Source organism: Collinsella aerofaciens ATCC 25986, from assembly GCF_964237925.1.
In the GTDB taxonomy this organism is placed as follows: domain Bacteria; phylum Actinomycetota; class Coriobacteriia; order Coriobacteriales; family Coriobacteriaceae; genus Collinsella; species Collinsella aerofaciens_BJ.
This window is the reverse complement of the sequence record NZ_CAXSKI010000008.1, coordinates 113,118-131,052: the sequence shown is the minus strand read 5'-3', so window position 1 is coordinate 131,052 and position 17,935 is coordinate 113,118. Positions and strand designations below refer to the sequence as shown.

General features: G+C 60.7%; 18 protein-coding genes and 1 tRNA gene. 8 read left to right on the top strand and 11 right to left on the bottom strand.

Annotated features, from left to right (window positions below; all coding sequences use genetic code 11):
• Positions 1-230: 230 nt before the first annotated feature.
• From ACESWY_RS05680 to ACESWY_RS05665, 4 genes are all read left to right on the top strand, one after another.
• Positions 231-668, top strand: a complete 438-nt coding sequence (locus ACESWY_RS05680; RefSeq protein ID WP_022094783.1) for a DUF4869 domain-containing protein — start codon at positions 231-233, stop codon at positions 666-668.
• A gap of 9 nt (positions 669-677) precedes the next feature.
• Entirely contained in the window at positions 678-1,652 is a 975-nt protein-coding gene (locus ACESWY_RS05675) for a hypothetical protein (protein ID WP_117840298.1), read from the top strand.
• A 75-nt stretch (positions 1,653-1,727) separates the two neighbouring features.
• The gene (gene rfbB, locus ACESWY_RS05670; protein ID WP_373093229.1) at positions 1,728-2,747 is read left to right on the top strand and encodes a dTDP-glucose 4,6-dehydratase; all 1,020 of its coding nucleotides are present in this window, start codon (positions 1,728-1,730) and stop codon (positions 2,745-2,747) included.
• A 73-nt stretch (positions 2,748-2,820) separates the two neighbouring features.
• Positions 2,821-4,275: a sugar nucleotide-binding protein gene (locus ACESWY_RS05665; protein WP_117876952.1), complete on the top strand. Its 1,455-nt coding sequence runs from the start codon at positions 2,821-2,823 to the stop codon at positions 4,273-4,275.
• Positions 4,276-4,377: 102 nt separating this feature from the next.
• Here ACESWY_RS05665 and ACESWY_RS05660 read toward each other — a convergent pair whose 3' ends face one another.
• Positions 4,378-5,349 (bottom strand): glycosyltransferase family 2 protein, encoded by a 972-nt coding sequence (locus ACESWY_RS05660; RefSeq protein ID WP_052044190.1) that lies wholly within the window; start codon positions 5,347-5,349, stop codon positions 4,378-4,380.
• Between the two features lie 160 nt (positions 5,350-5,509).
• Here ACESWY_RS05660 and ACESWY_RS05655 point away from each other — a divergent pair, with 160 nt between their 5' ends.
• The 4 genes from ACESWY_RS05655 (at position 5,510) to ACESWY_RS05640 (ending at position 7,808) form a co-directional block, all read left to right on the top strand.
• The gene (locus tag ACESWY_RS05655; RefSeq protein WP_022094778.1) at positions 5,510-6,355 is read left to right on the top strand and encodes an ABC transporter permease; all 846 of its coding nucleotides are present in this window, start codon (positions 5,510-5,512) and stop codon (positions 6,353-6,355) included.
• An 11-nt stretch (positions 6,356-6,366) separates the two neighbouring features.
• On the top strand, positions 6,367-7,134 hold the full coding sequence (locus ACESWY_RS05650) for an ABC transporter ATP-binding protein (protein ID WP_022094777.1): 768 nt from the start codon (positions 6,367-6,369) through the stop codon (positions 7,132-7,134).
• A gap of 54 nt (positions 7,135-7,188) precedes the next feature.
• A tRNA-Arg gene (locus ACESWY_RS05645) sits at positions 7,189-7,265 on the top strand.
• Between the two features lie 201 nt (positions 7,266-7,466).
• Positions 7,467-7,808: a hypothetical protein gene (locus tag ACESWY_RS05640; RefSeq protein WP_147333366.1), complete on the top strand. Its 342-nt coding sequence runs from the start codon at positions 7,467-7,469 to the stop codon at positions 7,806-7,808.
• A gap of 48 nt (positions 7,809-7,856) precedes the next feature.
• Here ACESWY_RS05640 and ACESWY_RS05635 read toward each other — a convergent pair whose 3' ends face one another.
• The 10 genes from ACESWY_RS05635 to aroF all read right to left on the bottom strand — a co-directional run bounded on the left by ACESWY_RS05635 (position 7,857) and on the right by aroF (position 17,879).
• Positions 7,857-8,834 (bottom strand): DEAD/DEAH box helicase family protein, encoded by a 978-nt coding sequence (locus tag ACESWY_RS05635; protein ID WP_117770388.1) that lies wholly within the window; start codon positions 8,832-8,834, stop codon positions 7,857-7,859.
• Positions 8,835-8,857: 23 nt separating this feature from the next.
• Entirely contained in the window at positions 8,858-9,307 is a 450-nt protein-coding gene (locus ACESWY_RS05630; protein ID WP_117770387.1) for a DUF4869 domain-containing protein, read from the bottom strand.
• Between the two features lie 131 nt (positions 9,308-9,438).
• The gene (gene aroQ, locus ACESWY_RS05625) at positions 9,439-9,876 is read right to left on the bottom strand and encodes a type II 3-dehydroquinate dehydratase (RefSeq protein ID WP_055309849.1); all 438 of its coding nucleotides are present in this window, start codon (positions 9,874-9,876) and stop codon (positions 9,439-9,441) included.
• Between the two features lie 64 nt (positions 9,877-9,940).
• A complete protein-coding gene (locus ACESWY_RS05620) occupies positions 9,941-11,191 on the bottom strand; it encodes a shikimate kinase (protein WP_373093228.1) in 1,251 nt (416 codons plus the stop codon).
• A complete protein-coding gene (gene pheA, locus ACESWY_RS05615; protein ID WP_373093227.1) occupies positions 11,192-12,337 on the bottom strand; it encodes a prephenate dehydratase in 1,146 nt (381 codons plus the stop codon).
• 45 nt (positions 12,338-12,382) lie between these two features.
• Positions 12,383-13,480 carry a chorismate synthase gene (gene aroC / locus ACESWY_RS05610; RefSeq protein WP_373093226.1) on the bottom strand — a complete coding sequence of 366 codons (1,098 nt, stop codon included), beginning with the start codon at positions 13,478-13,480 and terminating at the stop codon, positions 12,383-12,385.
• 1 nt (position 13,481) lies between these two features.
• Positions 13,482-14,801 (bottom strand): 3-phosphoshikimate 1-carboxyvinyltransferase, encoded by a 1,320-nt coding sequence (gene aroA, locus ACESWY_RS05605; protein WP_373093225.1) that lies wholly within the window; start codon positions 14,799-14,801, stop codon positions 13,482-13,484.
• Positions 14,795-15,901: a 3-dehydroquinate synthase gene (gene aroB / locus ACESWY_RS05600; RefSeq protein WP_373093224.1), complete on the bottom strand. Its 1,107-nt coding sequence runs from the start codon at positions 15,899-15,901 to the stop codon at positions 14,795-14,797. The genes aroA and aroB overlap by 7 nt, the downstream gene beginning before the upstream one ends.
• A 37-nt stretch (positions 15,902-15,938) precedes the next feature.
• Positions 15,939-16,853 carry a prephenate dehydrogenase gene (locus tag ACESWY_RS05595; protein WP_373093223.1) on the bottom strand — a complete coding sequence of 305 codons (915 nt, stop codon included), beginning with the start codon at positions 16,851-16,853 and terminating at the stop codon, positions 15,939-15,941.
• A gap of 3 nt (positions 16,854-16,856) precedes the next feature.
• Positions 16,857-17,879 carry a 3-deoxy-7-phosphoheptulonate synthase gene (aroF, locus tag ACESWY_RS05590; protein WP_117629151.1) on the bottom strand — a complete coding sequence of 341 codons (1,023 nt, stop codon included), beginning with the start codon at positions 17,877-17,879 and terminating at the stop codon, positions 16,857-16,859.
• Positions 17,880-17,935 lie beyond the last annotated feature (56 nt).

The window sequence follows — 17,935 nt, the reverse complement described above, 5'->3', positions numbered from 1 at the left end:
ATCGCCTGGGAGAACGGCTGGATCACGACAGCCGAGCTGGAGGAGGCCGCGAAGGCCTACGGCAAGTCGGTCTACGGGCAGCACCTGAAGAAGGTCGCCGCCGGCGAGATCGTCAATAGCCCACGCGAGTACTAGCGCAAGCTTGTTTTCTTTTAGGGGTCACCGTTTATCTGGTGGCCCCTTTCGTTATGATTACGTTGACCATAAAGACAATATGATTGGGAGTGGATGTGTTAAGCGTCTACTTTGGCGATATGCCAGAAGCGATTTACAACACAGCGACATATTTCAAAAACTCTTACCGGTCTTCTTGGATTACGGATCCCTATGCAGTCTCGATAATTAAAGATGTCGATCGATCGGTTGTTGTCTCCGAAAACGTCATCGAAAGCCCTGTGCTTGGATCCATCTCCCCACTCCAGCTTTCTGGTGGCGTGAAAACGCTGCTGCTTATGAGATTTGATCGTAAGCATATTTTTAACGCTTCTACCTGTGGTGACAACTGTGCCAAGTGGATTCTCGACATGGCGAAAGACCGCAAGCTCGTTGTGAATCTCTATCATGTGATGGACTTTGGTCGCGAGGATTTTAAAATTAAAGTCGTGAATAGCGGCCGAATCGTTCACAACATGGCCGATTTGATTCACGAGTCGATTCCGTATCTGTAGGTGCTGCTTATGAACGGTTCGCATCTCGTTAAGATTTCCCGCCGCAGGGGAACCAAGTACACATTTACCATTAAACGGAACATTACTATTGTGCGTGGGGATAGTGGCACGGGTAAGACGACACTGTTTGACATGGTCGCAGACTACATGCGAACGGGCGAGCAGTCGGGTGTTTCCTTGCAATGCGATTGTCCCTGTGTCGCCCTGACCGATTATGATTGGCGAAACCAGCTTTCGTCCGTTCATGACTCGATTGTATTTGTCGATGAGGGCTTAAAAGAGATCCATTCTGATGAGTTTGCCCATCATGTGCTGTATTCCTCGAATTATTTCGTGCTGATCTCAAGGGCTGATTTCCCCAATCTTCCGTATAGCGTGGATGAGATTTACAAGATTAAGACGAGCGGAAAATACCATTCTTTCGTCCCTGTTTATCAAGATCGCGGGAATCATCGTTATGCTATTTCCCGGTCGGCGCCAAAACAGGACTTTTCTATCCTTCTATGCGAGGACAGTAAGTCTGGTTTCCAGTTCTTTAAACGGCATTTTGCTGACAGTGAGCTTACCTGTACTTCGGCCATGACGAACAGCGCGATTTTGGGCTGGTTGGATCAGCATCTCGACGATCGCGTGTTTGTTGTCGCGGACGGGGCGGCATTTGGGTGCTATGCGGACCGCGTCCTTAAGCTGCAAGACATTCACCGCGATACTGTTACGGTTTGTCTTCCCGAGTCGTTCGAATGGCTTCTGCTGAGCTCCGGCGTAATTTCAGGGCTAGATGTTAAGACGGTTTTGGAAACCCCAGAAGCCTTTGTAAACAGTGAGAAGTTTAAAAGCTGGGAGGATTTCTTCTATAAGTACTTACGTGAAATAACTGGGGATTCGGTTTTTCACTACGACAAAGACTGCATTTCGGAGGCGTTTTGTACAGGAGGTAATTCTGCGAAGGTTATGGCTCTTATCGCATGCCGAAATGTCCGATAGTTTTGTTGAATAGCGTCGCGGCGTCACTTCCTGCGGCATACTAAAGAAGCTGTACATGCTTCAGATTGGATTTTCATGTCTGAGATTTTCGAACCCAAGAATATCATCGTCACTGGCGGCTGCGGCTTCATCGGCAGCAACTTCGTGCACTACGTGGTCGACAACCACCCCGAGGTGCACGTCACCGTCCTGGACAAGCTGACCTACGCCGGCAACCCCGAGAACATCGCGGGCCTGCCGTCGGACCGCGTGGAGCTCGTCGTGGGCGACATCTGCGACGCGGAGCTGCTGGACAGGCTGGTGCCGGGCCACGACGCGATCGTGCACTACGCCGCCGAGAGCCACAACGACAACTCCATCGCGGACCCCGAGCCGTTCCTGCGCACCAACGTGGAGGGCACCTTCCGCCTGCTGGAGGCCGTGAGGAAATACGGCATCCGCTACCACCACGTCTCCACCGACGAGGTCTACGGCGACCTGGCGCTCGACGACCCCGCCAAGTTCACCGAGGAGACGCCGTATCACCCGAGCAGCCCGTACTCGAGCACCAAGGCGTCCTCCGACATGCTGGTCCGCGCCTGGACCCGCACCTACGGCCTGCGCACCACGATCTCCAACTGCTCCAACAACTACGGCCCCTACCAGCACGTGGAGAAGTTCATCCCCAGGCAGATCACCAACATCATCGACGGCGTGCGCCCCAAGCTCTACGGCCGCGGCGAGAACGTCCGCGACTGGATCCACACCGAGGACCACTCCTCTGCCGTCTGGGACATCCTCACCAAGGGCCGGATGGGGGAGACCTACCTCATCGGCGCAAATGGCGAGAAGAACAACATCACCGTCCTGCGCATGATCCTCGAGGCGATGGGAAAGGACCCCGAGGACTTCGACTGGGTCGCCGATCGCCCCGGCCACGACCGCCGCTACGCCATCGACTCCACCAAGCTCCAGCGCGAGCTGGGCTGGAGGCCGGCCCACACCGACTTCGCCGAGGGGCTCAAGCGGACCATCGACTGGTACGTCGCCAACGAGTCCTGGTGGCGCCCCGCCAAGGAGGCCACCGAGGCCCGCTACCGCGCACAGGGCCAGTAAGACTGCATTCCGGCGAACCGCACCGCGCGGGCGCCCCCGGTTATACAACCTCTTCGATAGGAGCTTTTCCCACATGGCAGACATCGCATTCGAGAAGGACCTCTCCGTCGCCGAGACCGGCATCGAGGGCCTCAAGGTCGTCGACCTCGCCGTCCACGGCGACTCGCGCGGCTGGTTCAAGGAGAACTGGCAGCGCGCCAAGATGACCGCCCTGGGCATCCCGGACCTCAGGGTCGTTCAGAACAACATCTCCTACAACGACAGCCGCGGCGTCACCCGCGGCATCCACGCCGAGCCCTGGGACAAGTTCATCTCCGTGGCGCGCGGCAGCGTCTTCGGCGCCTGGGTGGACCTGCGCGAGGGCAGCGAGACCTACGGGAAGGTGTTCACCTGCACGCTCGACCCGTCCAAGGCCATCTACGTCCCGCGCGGCGTGGGCAACTCCTTCCAGGCCCTGGAGGACGGCACCGCCTACACCTACCTGGTGGACGCCCACTGGTCCCTCGAGCTCAAGAAGACCTACACCTTCGTGAACCTCGCCGACCCCGAGCTCGCCATCGAGTGGCCGATCCCGCTCGATGAGGCCACCGTCTCCGAGGCCGACCTCAACCACCCGATGCTCAGGGACGTCGTCCCAATGGCGCCCAAGAGGACGCTCGTCACCGGCTGCAACGGCCAGCTGGGCCATGCTGTGCGCAGGCTGGCGGAGGAGCGCGGCGTCGCCAAGGACTTCGACTTCTGCGACATCGACACCTTCGATATGTCAGACCCGGACGCCTACACACAGTACGACTGGTCGCTCTACGGCACCGTGATCAACTGCGGCGCCTACACCGCCGTGGATAGGGCGGAGACCGCCGAGGGCCGCGCGACCGCCTGGAAGGCCAACGCGACCGGCCCCGCCCTCCTCGCCCGCACATGCTCTGATCACGGGATCACCCTCGTCCACGTGTCCAGCGACTACGTCTTCGACGGCACCGCCGAGGTGCATGACGAGGACGAGCCCCTCAGCCCGCTGTCCGTCTACGGCCAGACCAAGGCCGCCGGCGACATCGCCGTGGCCGGGTGCCCGCGCCACTACATCATGCGCTCCAGCTGGGTCATCGGCGAGGGCCGCAACTTCGTCAAGACGATGAAGGGCCTGTCCGACCGCGTCGCCGACCTCGAGGACGGGCTCGAGCAGGTCACGGTCGTTGACGACCAGCTGGGCCGCCTGACCTTCACGCGCGACATGGCCGAGGCCATCTTCCACGTGCTGGGGACGCACGCCCCCTACGGCACCTACGACTGCACCGGCTCCGGCACCGTCAAGTCCTGGGCCGATATCGCCCGCGCCGTCTTCGAGGCCGCCAACGGCAACGGGGACAGGGTCGTGCCGGTATCGACCGCCGACTACTACGCGAGCGCCGAGGGCCCCGTCGCCCCGCGCCCGGTCCACTCCGCGCTCGACCTGTCCAAGCTCGAGGCTGCCGGCTTCCACATGCCCGACTGGGAGGAAGAGCTGGGGGAGTACATCAAGACGCTCTAGCCGCTATTAACTTTTCGAGAGTAAAAGCCGCCGTTCTTTAACGGCGGCTTTTCTTGTTGGTGGCTATCTGCGCAGTGGTGCCAATAGTATTTTGCGGAAGATCTACCTCTCGCTTGGCATGGAAGTAGGGTGGCCGGGCTGGTCGTCGTAGGCGTATTTGCTGTACACGTTGACCTCCCACTGCTTTTTTTCGACCTTTGCTACAGAATCTAGGATGAAGCCGGTCGCAAGGCTCAGGCCGCACAGGAACATAAACGAGGCGGCGAGCATAGCGGTGGGGAAGCGCGGGACGAGGCCGGTCTGGAAATATTCGACAACGATGGGCATGCCCAGGGCGAGGCCGAATACCGCGAACAGAAGCGCAACGAGGCTGAAGAACTTCAGCGGGCGGTAGTCCTTGAACAGCGTGCCAATCATCGCAACGACTTTAATGCCGTCGCTTACGGTATTGAGCTTGGACTCGGAACCTTCCGGACGGTCGCGGTACTCGATGGGCACATCCTTGATGCGCCAGCGGTGGTCGACGGCGTGGATCGAGAGCTCGGTTTCGATCTGGAAGCCCTCGGAAAGCACAGGGAAGGTTTTAACGAACGGGCGGCTCATGGCACGGTAGCCGGTCATGACATCATCGAAGCTGTAGCCATAGATCCACTTGATCATGGCACGGACCAGATTGTTGCCAAAGCCGTGGAAGGCACGCTTGTTCTCCTCGGCGTAGGTGCCGTTGGAAAGGCGATCGCCTACGGTCATGTCGGCCGTGCCGTTAAGGATGGGCTCGCAGAGGGCCTTGGCCGCCTCGGCGGGGTAGGTGTCGTCTCCGTCGACCATCAGGTAGCAATCGGCGTCGATATCGCGAAACATCTGGCGGCACACGTTGCCCTTTCCCTGACGGGGCTCAAAGCGGACTGTGGCGCCGTGCTCGGTGGCAATGCGTGAGGTATCGTCCGACGAGTTGTTGTCATAGACATAGACCGTCGCCTGCGGAAGCTCGCGGTGAAAGTCATCGATGACTTTGCCGATCGTGAGCGCTTCGTTGTAGCAAGGGATGATGACGGCGATGGATTCAGAATTCACTTAATGCTCCTTATACATTCAATCCTAGAAAGTATAGCCGTTTGGGCCTGGCATCCTAAGATGTGGGTTAGTTCTCCAGTTTTGTTGCGCGAATCGTTTGCATGGCCGTCGGGTCTATACTGTTCGTTTGTCAACGATTACGAGTAAAGGAGTTGCATCCGTGTCGGATCAGACAAAGCAACAAGAAACTCGCAGTCTGCCTGCGACGTTTGCTAAGAACGAATTTGAGAAGGACGCGTTTATCCTTCGTCAGCTGGTTACCAAGGATTTTAAGATCAAGTATCGCCGTAGCGTTCTGGGCGTCGCATGGTCGGTGCTCAACCCGCTGCTGATGATGATCGTCATGGCCATCGTGTTCTCGACGATTTTTGGCCAGGGCCGCAATGGCTCAATGACGCCCGAGATGTACCCGCTGTACTTGATCGTGGGTAACATTACCTTTGCCGTCATGTCTGAGTCTACTAACCAGGCCCTGACGTCGATCGTGGGCGCTGCCCCTCTGCTCAAGAAGGTTAAGGTGCACCGCTGGGTTTTCCCGGTGCAGAAGGTGCTCTTCTCGCTGGTCAACTTTGCCTTCTCGCTGGTCGCCGTCGCCATCGTCATGCTGTGGTTCCGCGTTATGCCTTCTTGGCACCTTATTCTGCTGCCGGTTTGCCTGCTGCTGCTTATGTGCTTCTGCATGGGCCTGGGCATGATGCTCTCTGCCCTTACGGTCTTCTTCCGCGACGTTATGCATCTGTGGAGCGTCGTCATTACGGCGTGGACTTACATTACGCCCATCTTCTGGACGACTGACTATATTGCGCAAATGCCGCATCTCGTGCGTATCTTGATGTATGCGAACCCCATGTTCAACTACCTGCAGTTTATGCGCGATATCTTCCTGTTCCAGACTACGCCCTCGCTTATGACGTTTGGTATGTGCGTTGCCTGGGCGGTTCTTGCGCTTATTATTGGCTATACCGTGTTCCATAAGTCCGAGCGCAAGTTCATCCTCTACATCTAAGGAGTGCTGTGATGACTGAATCTGTTGTTGATTACAGCGAGCAGCCTCTGGCTGTCGAGGTCGACGACGTCACCATGATCTTTAACATGGCGTCCGAGTCGCTGACCAACCTCAAGGAGTACTTCATTAAGCTTGCCAAGCACGAGCTGTTCTTTGAGGAGTTTAGGGCGCTTAAGCACATCTCGTTTGATATTCATCGCGGCGAGGTTGTGGGTCTGGTCGGCACCAATGGCTCCGGCAAGTCTACGATGCTCAAGATTATCGCTGGCGTTCTTGAGCCTAGCGAGGGCAGCGTTAAGGTGCACGGTAACATCGCGCCGCTGATTGAGCTTGGCGCCGGCTTTGACCCCGAGCTGACCGCCCGCGAGAACATCTATCTGAACGGCGCCCTGCTCGGCTATACCAAGGAGTTCATCGATGCCAACTTTGACGGCATTATCGAATTCGCTGAGCTGCAGAACTTTGTCGATATGCCGCTTAAGAACTTCTCCTCGGGCATGGTGGCGCGTATCGCCTTTGCAATCGCGACGATTACCGAGCCCGATATTCTGATCGTTGACGAGACGTTGTCCGTCGGTGATGTGTTCTTCCAGCAGAAGTGCGAGGACCGTATCCAGCACTTTATCCAGAGCGGCGACGTGACGGTTCTGTTCGTTTCGCACTCTATGGAGCAGGTTGAGCGCATCTGCCAGCGTGCCGTTTGGATTGAGAAGGGTGACCTTCGCATGGACGGCCCGGTCGATGAGGTCTGCAAGGCGTACCGCGAGCAGTTCAACTAGGTTATAATTACTTGCGCCTGACAGGCTTGCGCTTGCTTGGGCGTGCGGTTATTTGCTCCATTAGCTCAGTTGGATAGAGCAGGGGACTTCTAATCCCAAGGTCGACGGTTCGAATCCGCCATGGAGCACCATCGTTTATTAAGCCCAGACCGCTTGGTGGTCTGGGCTTTTTCACATGCCGGTGTTCTTTATTCTTGCCGGGTATACGTTTAGACCGAAGCCGTGGCGTGAGCTGCTGTTGTGCTGCTGATGTGGATTGGTTATACGGCGCGCCTAAGGGGGCTGGAGCCGAGCGTGAGCGAGCCTCTGCTGTTTATTGGAGCCGGTGTTGCTTGGCTTGTCCTTGCCGCGCTGAGTGGGGTGAGCTTTCGAGCCGCCGCGTGGATGGGTTTTTGGTTGCGACAGTTGCCGCTCTTGCCGGTAGCTACTGCGTGTGCTGGGTTTCGATGGCGTTGGAGAAGTTGAAAGACGTGCCGGTTTTGGGGTCCTTTGAGCGAGCGCTCGTGTTCTGCGGACAGGCCAGTCTTGCCATCTTTGCAATCCACGCGGTCGATTGGTTTATTCCTTGGCAGACCATGCCTCTGCTTATGACGCTGCCAGCATCGTGGCTCTTTGCGTCGATTGTGCGCCGCAGGTGCGACATAGGGTTGGTGTACGTGATCAAGAAGGCGTAACAAAAACGGGGAGGACCAACTTGGCCCTCCCCACTATATCTAGTCTGTCTAGTCTGCCTTCAGGCACTCGGGCAAGACGTTTGCAACTGCATTCATCGCCTGCGGCCTCAGGTACTGCTCATTGAGCTTTGCCTTTCTGTAGGCGTAGCGAGTGTCTGCCGAGTACTTGATCAATACGTCGGTGAAGAATCGTTCCCAGCTTAGGTAGTCGCGGCTTTCGATATAGCTCGAAGGATCCTTGAGGATTTTTGGAATGTCGTTACTGGGAATGAGGCCAGATTGCAGAAGTGTCCACTCGAATGATTCCGGGAGGAACAAGCGAACGTTCTTGTAAACGCGCTGTCCGAGCACCTTTTCGATGTAGGGACCAAACGCTGCGCCGTCTCCAATGGCAAGAACGTTTTGCTCGGGGCATTCGTGAATTGTCCGCTTTAGATTTGCTACGCCGGTGGCGGTATAGCAGGGGATTCCGAGCCGGTTGCAAAGAGCGTCGTAGAATTGATAGCCAGATTTGCTATCCTCGACAACTACGGCGTCGGGTACCTCGAATCCAACATTTAGATCCTGATACAGCATGCTTGCCGTGTGGTCATATAGCGGCTTGGTCACCGAGTAGAAGCGCCTGTCGCTCTTGCGGCCATTGATTGTTTTACTCGTCGTGTTGACTAACTTCAGGATCTCATCAACGCTGTAGGGGAGCTCGTTGGCATCGCGACGAGATATCAGAACAAAATAGTTGGACGAGCCGTTTACGGTTTTGGCGAAGTCCTTTGAGTAGATAAACTCGTTGCCCTCATCTAGAAAGACGATTGAATCTTCGATGATCGAAAGCTCGCGCTCCCAGCGTCTGCCGGAAAGCGTTTCGCAAGGCACGTCGCAGCTGAGTGCAACGCCGCTTTCCGGTCCTCGGTCGTTGTAGTCGCGAATCATCGAGATGAGCGTCGTTTTGCCCGTGCCGCTGTTGCCGCGGATGAAGGAAATATTGCGTTTAAAGGTGAGCGTGTATTTGACTTTTGCGCGCTCCACGACAACGGTGTGTGATCCTTTCATTACTCATCAACATCCAGAAAATCATTGGTGGCACCGACGAACTCCTGCATGTTCCTGACGATGCGGCCGTCGTTATTGATGCGAATCTCAAAACGCTTCCAGGGAAATTTCATGATGTGGTAAAGGGTCACCAGCACATCCTGCTCTTTGCCAATTTTGAGCAGCCAGCGGGCGCAGTTATCTCCGCAAGTGGATGCATTGAACACCATGTTTGGTAGATTGCGCACCAGCAGCAGCGTCTTAACGCCGCCGGACAGTTCGAGTGGGGTGATCGAGCCCAGCTGCTTGCTTACGATGTTGTGGGGGCCGATGAGCTCTGATCCGTCCACGCTTTTAATGATCTGTGCGGCCATAGGGTCTTCGAACCATGAGTCCAAGTATGAGTTCCTAAAGTAGGTCTCGGTATCGTAGATGGAACCGGGGTAATCTCCCAGATGGATGCTTAGCATGCGAGTCTCCAGACGTTGTGTGGCTGCAACGATTATATGCCAGTAATAAAGTGCCGCCAGTAGCGAGGTTGCTGCTGGCGGCACTGGCATTACTGGCGTGCGAATCGGGGTTGATGGATTTGCGCGCGAGACTACTTTTCGAGTCGTTCCCTCAACAGCTCTAGCGCATGTGCGTAGCCCTGCAGGCCCTCACCGGTGATGGTGGCGAAGCAGGCCAGGCGGGCGTAGCTCACCTGGCGGAAGTCCTCGCGGGTCTCGACGGCGCTGATGTGGACCTCGACGGCAGGGATGGCGACGGCCTTGAGGGCGTCGAGGATCGCGACGCTCGTATGCGTATAGGCGGCCGGGTTTATGACGATGCCGTCGACCTTGCCGTAGGCCTCCTGGATCTTGTCGACGATGCTGCCCTCGTGGTTAGACTGGAAGACCTCGACCTCGTCGAAGCCCTGTGCGGCGCCCGCTTCCTGGCAAATCTGGACCAGGCGGTCGTAGTTGTCGCTGCCGTAGATGCCCGGCTCGCGAATGCCGAGCATGTTTAGATTGGGGCCGTTGATGACGAGTGCTTTCATGGTTGCTTCCTTTGCGGTTGAAAAACCACCACAAAGGTGCCTGTCCCCTTTGTGGTGGTTTTTGTTAGAGAGCGGGTGGGAGGGCGTCGAGGACGGCGCGGGCGGTGTTGGCGGCGCAGTCGCGCGAGTCGATGATGTAATCGGCCCAGGCACGGTAGCGCGGCATGCGCTGTTCGGCCAGCTTGTCGATGCCGTCGCGGGCGGTGATGGGACGACCCTTGTGGGCGAGCTCGTCGAGCTTGCGGTTGAGCATTACGATCAGGCTGTTCTGGTGCAGCAGCGGATAGTTCTCGTCGCGCGTGACGACGCCGCCGCCGGTGGAGAGCACCAGACCGCTGCGCTTGGAAATGTCGGCCAAGGCAGCCGTCTCCTGCTCGCGGAAGGCCGGCTCGCCGCGCTCGACGATAAAGTCGGCGCAGGGCATACCGAGTCGCTCCTTGAGGGCGCGATCCAGATCGATATGCTCGCGCCCGGTGAGCAGGGCGATCTGCTCACCCACACGGGTCTTGCCCGAGCCCGGCATGCCGATTAGGGCGATGTTTTGCTCGCGGCGAGACAGACGCTCCGTCACGTCGAGGATGCGCTCGCGCGGGGTGATCTGACCGGTGTAGCGCTCGACGGCCTGCGCAGCCTGCGCTACGAGCATCAGCAGACCGCCGATGCTGGGGATGCCGCGGCGCTCGGCCTCGAGCATGAGCCCCGTGCGGGCGGGGTTGTAGACGATATCGATGACGCCCTCGAGCGCATCGAGGCCCTCGAGCGTGCAGGGTGCATCGGGACAGTGGGGGAACATGCCGGCGGGCGTGCAGTTGACGAGCAGCGCCGCGTCGGACTGCTGTGCGATGTTGTCGTAGTTGACCTCGCTCTTGCGTCCCACGGGCACGACGATGGCGCCCAGATCGCTCAGCACCATGCTTGCCGTGGTACCGGCACCGCCGGTGGCGCCGAGCACGAGGACCTTCTTGCCAGCAACCTCGACACCCAGCTCCTCGACCAAGCACTGAAAGCCGAAGTAGTCGGTATTGTCGCCGCGCAGGCGGCCGTCGGCCAGGCGGGTGATCGTGTTGACGTTGCCCATGCGCTCGGCCAGCGGGCTCAGCTCGTCCAGGTAGTCCATGACGGCGCGCTTGTAGGGGATGGTCACGTTGGTGCCCTCCCACTCGTCGCCGGTCATAAACGCCTCGAGGTCCTCGGGCTCGCGCTCAAAGCGCACGTACTCCAGGCCCGCGAGCTCCTTGTAGATGGTCGGGGTGTAGCTGTGGCCCAGCACGCGGCCCAGTACGCCGTAGGGGTGGGTTGCGGCTGTATCGGTCATCTAGAGCACCTCCGTGTAGCTGCCAAAGTAGGTAAAGCTCTCGCACACGTCGTTGATGGAATCGAGCAGGTCGTCGAGGGCCTTGCTGCCAAAGGGGCAGTCCAGGTCGAAGTAGAACATAAACTCAAAGTCGTGGCCGGGGATGGGGCGGCTCTCGAGCTTGATGAGGTTGATGTTGAGCGCGTAGAAGCGCTCGAGCACGCGGTAGAGGGCGCCCGGCTCGTTGGCCGTGGTGATCATGAGCGAGGTGCGGTTGGCGCCGGGGTAGACGCACGGCTCGCGGCTGATGACGACGAAGCGCGTGTAGTTGTTGTCCGAGTCCTGGATGTTGGGATCCAACACCTCCAAGCCGTAGAGTGTCGCACAGCTGCGCGATGCGATGGCGGCGACGTCGGTGCGGTCGGAGTTGGCGACCATCTCGGCCGACATGGCCGTGTTGGGGTACTTGGTGGCATGCAGGTCGTGGGCCTCGATAAAACCGGCGCACTGGGCGATGGCCTGGCCGTGGCTGTAGACCTCGCGCACGTCCTGCAGCTTGGTGCCGGGCTTGACGAGCAGGTTGTGGTCGATCTTGAGGCGCAGCGAGCGCACGATGTGAAAGTCGAACTGTGCGAGCAGGTCGTAGACGGCGTTGACCGAGCCGGCGGTTGAGTTTTCGATGGGCAGCACGCCAAACTCGCAGAAGCCGTCGCGCACGGCGCGCATGACGCCTTCGAAGGTCTCGAAAAACGCGATATCGGGCACGTCGAAGAGCTTGCACGCGGCAATCTGGCTGTAGGCGCCCTCGACTCCCTGGCAAGCGACCGTAGCCGTCTGGGGGAAGGGCGTGTCGAGGGGCACGGCCGTGGCGTGGGCCTTTTGCGACACCGTGATGCCCTTGAGCTCGTTGATGTAGCGCTGCTGCTCGGCCTTGCTCATGCTCATGAGGAGCCGGAACAGCGTGATGGTCTGCGCCTCGTAGCGCTCGGGTGCGCGGCTGGCGAGGTTGTTGAGCTTGGAGCGCTCGCGGGCGGGGTCGAAGACGGCCTTGCCCATCTCGATCTTGGATTTGGCGACCTCGGTGGCAATGTCCATGCGCTCGACAAAGCTGTTGAGGAGCGTGGTGTCGATGCCATCGATGGCCTGGCGGATGTCTGCGAGGTCCATGGGAACCCTTTCACGCGGCGGATGTTGTCTGGTTGCTCAGGTGAGCTAGCGCTGGGCGGCGTCTTCTAGGAGGGCGTCCCAGATGGCGAGGGCGGCGGCTGCCTCGGCTACGGGGACGGCGCGGGGGACGATGCAGGGGTCGTGACGGCCGTGGACCGAGAGCTCGGCATTTTCCATGGCATCCATGTCTACGGTCTGCTGTTCGCGTCCGATCGAAGGCGTCGGCTTTACGGCCATGCGCCACATGACGGGCGCGCCGGTGGAAATGCCGCCGAGGATGCCGCCCGCGTTGTTGGACTCGACCTCGATCTCGCCGGTCTCTCCATCAATACGATACGGGTCGTTGTTCTCGCTGCCACGCATGGCGGCCACGGCAAAGCCCATGCCAAACTCAACGCCCTTTACAGCGGGAATGCCAAACGCGATCTGCGCGATGCGGTTCTCGATGCCGTCGAACATGGGGTCACCGATGCCCGCGGGCAGGCCGTAGATACCGCACTCCACGATGCCGCCGATGCTGTCGAGCTCATCGCGCGCGGCAAGAATCTCCTCGCGCATGCGGCCGGCAGCCGCGGCGTCAATGCAGGGCAGGTCGTTCGAAAGAATCGCCTTACGGTCGGACTCGCGGTAGACCATGTCGTCCATGGGTAGGTCGGAGATGCCGCCGATCTGCGCCACGTGCGCCATGACCTGAATGCCACGGGCTTCGAGTGCTTGCAGCGCAATGCCGCCTGCGATACATAAGGGCGCCGTCAGGCGACCGGAGAAGTGCCCACCGCCGGCGACGTCGTGCATGTTGTGGTACTTCACGCGGGCGGGGAAGTCCGCGTGTCCCGGGCGGGGCTTGCGGCGCAGCTCGGAGTAATCCTTGGAGCGCGTGTTGGTGTTCTCGATAATCGCGGCGATGGGCGCGCCGGTGGTATGTCCATCGACAACACCGGCGATGATGTGGACGGCGTCGGCCTCGCGGCGTTTGGTCGCGGTCTCGTCGCGACCGGGGGCGCGACGATCCAAAAAGGCCTGCAGCTGCTCCTGGTCCACAGCGATGCCCGCCGGGATGCCATCGAGCGAGCAGCCGATGGCGGGAGAGTGTGATTGGCCGAAAATGCTCAGATGCAAAACGTTGCCAAAGGTCGAGGACATGCTATTCCTCCTCGATCGTGACCTTGCCGCCCAACAGGCGGTAGTGGTCGAAGAAATCGGGATAGGACTTGTTGACGGCCTCGGCGCCGTGGATCACGACCTCGCCGGTGGCGCGACTTGCGGCGATGGCTGCCATCATGGCGATGCGGTGGTCGTTGTGCGAATCGACCTCGCCGCCGGTAAGGGCATCGACGCCCTTGATGATGAGGTCGTCGCCGGCAATACGCACCTGCGCGCCCAGCGCGGTGAGCTCGCGGGTGGTGGTGGCCAGGCGGTCGGATTCCTTGATACGCAGACGGGCGCAATCGCGGATAAAGGTGCGGCCCTGTGCCAGCGAGGCCACGGCCGAGATAACGGGCACAAGGTCGGGAATGTCGTGGGCACTCATCTCAAAGCCGGCGAGCTTGTCGGACTGCACGGTGGCGGCGTTGGTGGAGCGCACGATGCGGGCGCCAAAGCGCGAAAGCGCGGCGAGCACGTTGCGGTCGCCCTGCGCGGAGCTCAGGGACACACCCTCGACGGTGATGGGGTCGGTGCCGATGGCGCCGGCACACAGCCAAAAGGCAGCGTTGGACCAGTCGCCCTCGACGGCCACGTTGCCGGGCGTGCGGTACGAGCCACTGCTCACGCGGAAGTTTGTGACTTCGGGCTTGCCGTCCTTGGCGGGAATACGCTCGACGTTGACCTCGATGCCAAAGGCCTTCATGGCCTGGATGGTCAGATTGATGTAGGGGCGGCTCTCGATGAGGCCGGTCACCTGCACGCAGGAGGGCTGGGCCAGCAGCGGAGCCGCCAGCAGCAGGCCCGAGATGTACTGCGAGCTCACGTTGCCCGGCAGCACAAAGGTGCCCGGGCGCATGCGTCCGCTCGTCTTGAGCGGAAAACCGCCCAGACCCTGCAGGTCGCAGCCGGCGGCAATGATCTCATCGGAGAGCGGGGAGAGCGGGCGGGCGCCCAGACGGCCCTGGCCCACAAAGGTTGCCTCTGCCCCCAGCGCGCAGGCGACGGGCAGCATAAAGCGGAGCGTTGAGCCGCTCTCGCCGCAGTCGAGCGTGCCGCCCGCAAGTGCCTTGAGCAGGCCGAACTCAATACTCTTCATGGTGGGGTGGACCTGGAAGCCGTCCTCGGCGGTCTCGATGCGGGCGCCGAGCGCCGTGAGGCAACGCACCGTGGCCTCGATATCGGCACAGGTGGTGTTGCAGGTGACGTGCGTCTCGCCGTTGGCAAGCGCGGCGCAGATGATCAGGCGGTGAGCCATCGACTTGGATGCGATGGCGGGAACGGTGCCCTTGAGCGGGGACGGGGTGATGCGGGCTAGCATGCGGATGCGTCTCCCTTCTGGCCGAGGCCCTCGGCAATTAAATCGTGGAAGGTGGAAAGCGGCGTGCGGTCGATGCTACAGCGGCCAATGTCGTGCGGAATCACCAGGTCGATGGTGTCGCCCGCACGCTTCTTATCGTGGAGCGCCTCGGCAAAGACGGCGTCGGCATCCAAGTCGCAGCGGGTCTTGAGGCCGTGGCGGGCGCAGAGCTCTTCAATGCGCCCGGGCAGTGCAGCGTCGCATACCCCGTGCAGGGCCGCGGCGCGCGTGATGATACCCATACCGATTGACACGCAGTTGCCGTGGCCGAGCTCAAAGTGCTCGCAGGCCTCGACGGCGTGTCCTGCGCTGTGCCCAAAGTTGAGCAGCTTGCGCTGGTTGGTCTCGCGCTCGTCGGCAACGACCACGGCGCGCTTGATGTCGATATTGCGGGCGATGATGAGCGCAACGCGGGCCACATCGCGGTTGAGCAGCTCCAGCGTGAGCGGGGTCTTCTCCAGCTCGGCAAACAGCTCTGGATCGGCGATCACGGCGTGTTTGACGACCTCGCCACAGCCGTCGGCGAACTGCTCGGGCGTGAGGGTGGCCAGGCACCCTACGTCGGCGATAACCACGCTCGGCTGCCAAAAGGCGCCGGCCAAGTTCTTGCCGGCGGCCAGGTCGATGGCAGTCTTGCCGCCCACCGACGAATCCACCATGGCGAGCAGGCTCGTTGGGATCTGCACAAACTTGCAGCCGCGCATGTAGGTGGCGGCCACAAAGCCCGCAACGTCGCCCACGACGCCGCCGCCGAGTGCCACGATCACGTCGGAGCGCGAAAGCTCGTGCTCGGCCACAAACTCCAAAATGGCAACATAGGTTTCGGCGCGCTTATGGGCCTCGCCTGCCTCGAAGGTGCAGATGCTCACCTCGTAGCCTGACGCCTCCAGGCTCTGCTTAACGGGCATCTGGTAGAGCGGGCCCACGTTGGTGTCCGTCACGATGACGGCCTTGGTGCCGCCGGCAGTGGCGCGCACGAGCGGTCCCGCCTGCTCCAGCAAAAACGTGCCAACATGCACCTGGTAGGGGCGTGCAGTGTCGATATCGATGGTAATCGCCATAAGCTTCGGTCCTTTCGACCTGGCGTGATAGGTTGGTCTAGTGGGAGGCCTCGTCGTCGAGTGCGCGCTTAATGCGGTCTCCCTCGGCAAGAAGATTCTCCAGATAGTGCTGGTCGCGGTCTTTGAGCGCACGGCTGTAGGCGCCAAGCGACTCGATCAGATGGTCGATCTCGAAGGCGAGTGCGTCGGCGTCGTCGATCATGAGCTCGGACCACATTTGCGGGTTGAGGTGCGCCACGCGGGTGAGATCGCGGTAGCTACCGGCCGAAAAGCCGTGGTGGACCTGGGCGGTCGGGCTCTTTACGTAGGCGTTGGACACCACGTGCGCAAGCTGGCTCGTGAAGGCGATGACGCGGTCGTGCTCGGCGGCGTTCGTTACGCTGAACTTGCCAAAGCCCAGGGGGCGCACCATCTCGCGCACCTGGCCCAAAAGCTCCAGCTTGAGCGCATCGTCTACCGCGGGCGGCACGAGCACGAGTGGCGCGCCCTGGAACAGGTCGGCGCGGGAGTGCGCGTAGCCCGAGAACTGGGTGCCCGCCATGGGGTGCGCGCCCACAAAGTAAAAGCCGTTCTCGCGGGCAAGCTCAAAGGCGCGTTCGCACACAATGCCCTTGACGCCCACGGTGTCGATCACCACGGGACCCATGATGGCGTCGGTGTCGGTGGCGTCGGCGAGCGCCTGGGCGTGCGCCTCGAGCCACTCGATGCATGCCTCGGGATAGCAGGCGAGGACGATGATGTCGCATTCGCCGAGCGTCTCGTCGTTGAGCTCGCCGGCAACGGTGCCCATGCTGGCGGCTGTCATGACATCGTCATCGGGGTCCCAGGCCAGCACGCGGACGCCCGCCTGCGCATAGCCGCGGGCAAAGCTGCCGCCGATGAGGCCCAGGCCGACGATACCGGCGCACTTGGGGCCGCCCTGGTTAACGCGCGCGTTTCTCACCGTACCCATGGGCTACTCCATGGTCTCTTGGCAGACGACCTCGCGGATGGCTCGGATGCGGCGCATGGTGTCGTCGAACTGATCGGGGGTGAGGGCCTGGGCACCGTCGGACCAGGCGCGGCTCGGCTCGTCGTGGACCTCGATCTCCAGGCCGTTGGCACCGCAGGCGGTCGCGGCGAGCGCCATGGGCTCAACGTAGCGGGTGTAGCCGGTGGCGTGGCTGGGGTCGGCGACGACGGGCAGATGCGACAGGTGGTGCAGCACCGGCACGGCGTTGAGGTCGAAGGTATTGCGGGTGCGAGTCTCGAAGGTGCGGATGCCGCGCTCGCACAGGATGACGTTGTCGTTGCCCTCGCTCATGATGTACTCGGCGGCCATGAGCAGCTCATCGATCGTGCCGGACATGCCGCGCTTAAGCAAGATCGGAGTCTTGGTCTTGCCCACCTCTTTGAGCAGAGGGAAGTTCTGGGCGTTGCGCGCGCCGATCTGCATGACGTCGATCTTCTTGTCCAGGAAGACCTGCACGTCGCGTGGGTCCATGATCTCGGTGACGATCGGCATGTCGAGCTCGGCGGACGCCTCGCACAGCAGGTCCAGGCCGGCGGGGCCCATGCCCTGGTAGGCGTACGGGGAGGTGCGGGGCTTGTAGGCGCCACCGCGCAGCATCGTGGCGCCGGCGGCCTTCACGCGGCGTGCGATGCGGATGAGGTTCTCGCCCTCGACGGAGCACGGGCCGGCGATGACCTGGAACTGATCGCCGCCGATCTTGACGCCGTGGCCGCAGTCGATGACGGAGTCCTCGGGGTGGAACTTGCGATTGGCGCGCTTGAACGGCTCGGAGACGCGCTGCACGCGCTCGACGACGTCCATGGACTCGAGCAGGAACGGGTCGATCTTGGTCGTATCGCCCACCAGGCCGATGATCGTCTCGTTCTCGCCGCGCGAGACATCGGTCTTCAGGCCCTTTTTCTCAATCCAGCTGACGATATGGCTGACGGCCTCGTCGCTGGCGCTCTGCTTTAAAATTGCAATCATGGTGCGCCTCTCATCTCGGTGGATAACCCTTGCAAAAACGGCCCGCATCGCGAGCC

Bases quoted from the DNA above. Each gene is read 5' to 3' on its own strand.
- ACESWY_RS05665 (WP_117876952.1), top strand. From the start codon at position 2,821: ATGGCAGACATCGCATTCGAGAAGGACCTCTCCGTCGCCGAGACCGGC.
- pheA (WP_373093227.1), bottom strand. From the start codon at position 12,337: ATGGACCTCGCAGACATCCGCCAGGCCATCGATGGCATCGACACCACG.
- ACESWY_RS05595 (WP_373093223.1), bottom strand. From the start codon at position 16,853: ATGGGTACGGTGAGAAACGCGCGCGTTAACCAGGGCGGCCCCAAGTGC.
- aroQ (WP_055309849.1), bottom strand. From the start codon at position 9,876: ATGAAAGCACTCGTCATCAACGGCCCCAATCTAAACATGCTCGGCATT.
- aroB (WP_373093224.1), bottom strand. From the start codon at position 15,901: ATGGCGATTACCATCGATATCGACACTGCACGCCCCTACCAGGTGCAT.
- ACESWY_RS05630 (WP_117770387.1), bottom strand. From the start codon at position 9,307: ATGCTAAGCATCCATCTGGGAGATTACCCCGGTTCCATCTACGATACC.
- aroC (WP_373093226.1), bottom strand. From the start codon at position 13,480: ATGTCCTCGACCTTTGGCAACGTTTTGCATCTGAGCATTTTCGGCCAA.
- ACESWY_RS05650 (WP_022094777.1), top strand. From the start codon at position 6,367: ATGACTGAATCTGTTGTTGATTACAGCGAGCAGCCTCTGGCTGTCGAG.
- ACESWY_RS05620 (WP_373093228.1), bottom strand. From the start codon at position 11,191: ATGACCGATACAGCCGCAACCCACCCCTACGGCGTACTGGGCCGCGTG.
- aroA (WP_373093225.1), bottom strand. From the start codon at position 14,801: ATGCTAGCCCGCATCACCCCGTCCCCGCTCAAGGGCACCGTTCCCGCC.
- ACESWY_RS05675 (WP_117840298.1), top strand. From the start codon at position 678: ATGAACGGTTCGCATCTCGTTAAGATTTCCCGCCGCAGGGGAACCAAG.
- aroF (WP_117629151.1), bottom strand. From the start codon at position 17,879: ATGATTGCAATTTTAAAGCAGAGCGCCAGCGACGAGGCCGTCAGCCAT.
- rfbB (WP_373093229.1), top strand. From the start codon at position 1,728: ATGTCTGAGATTTTCGAACCCAAGAATATCATCGTCACTGGCGGCTGC.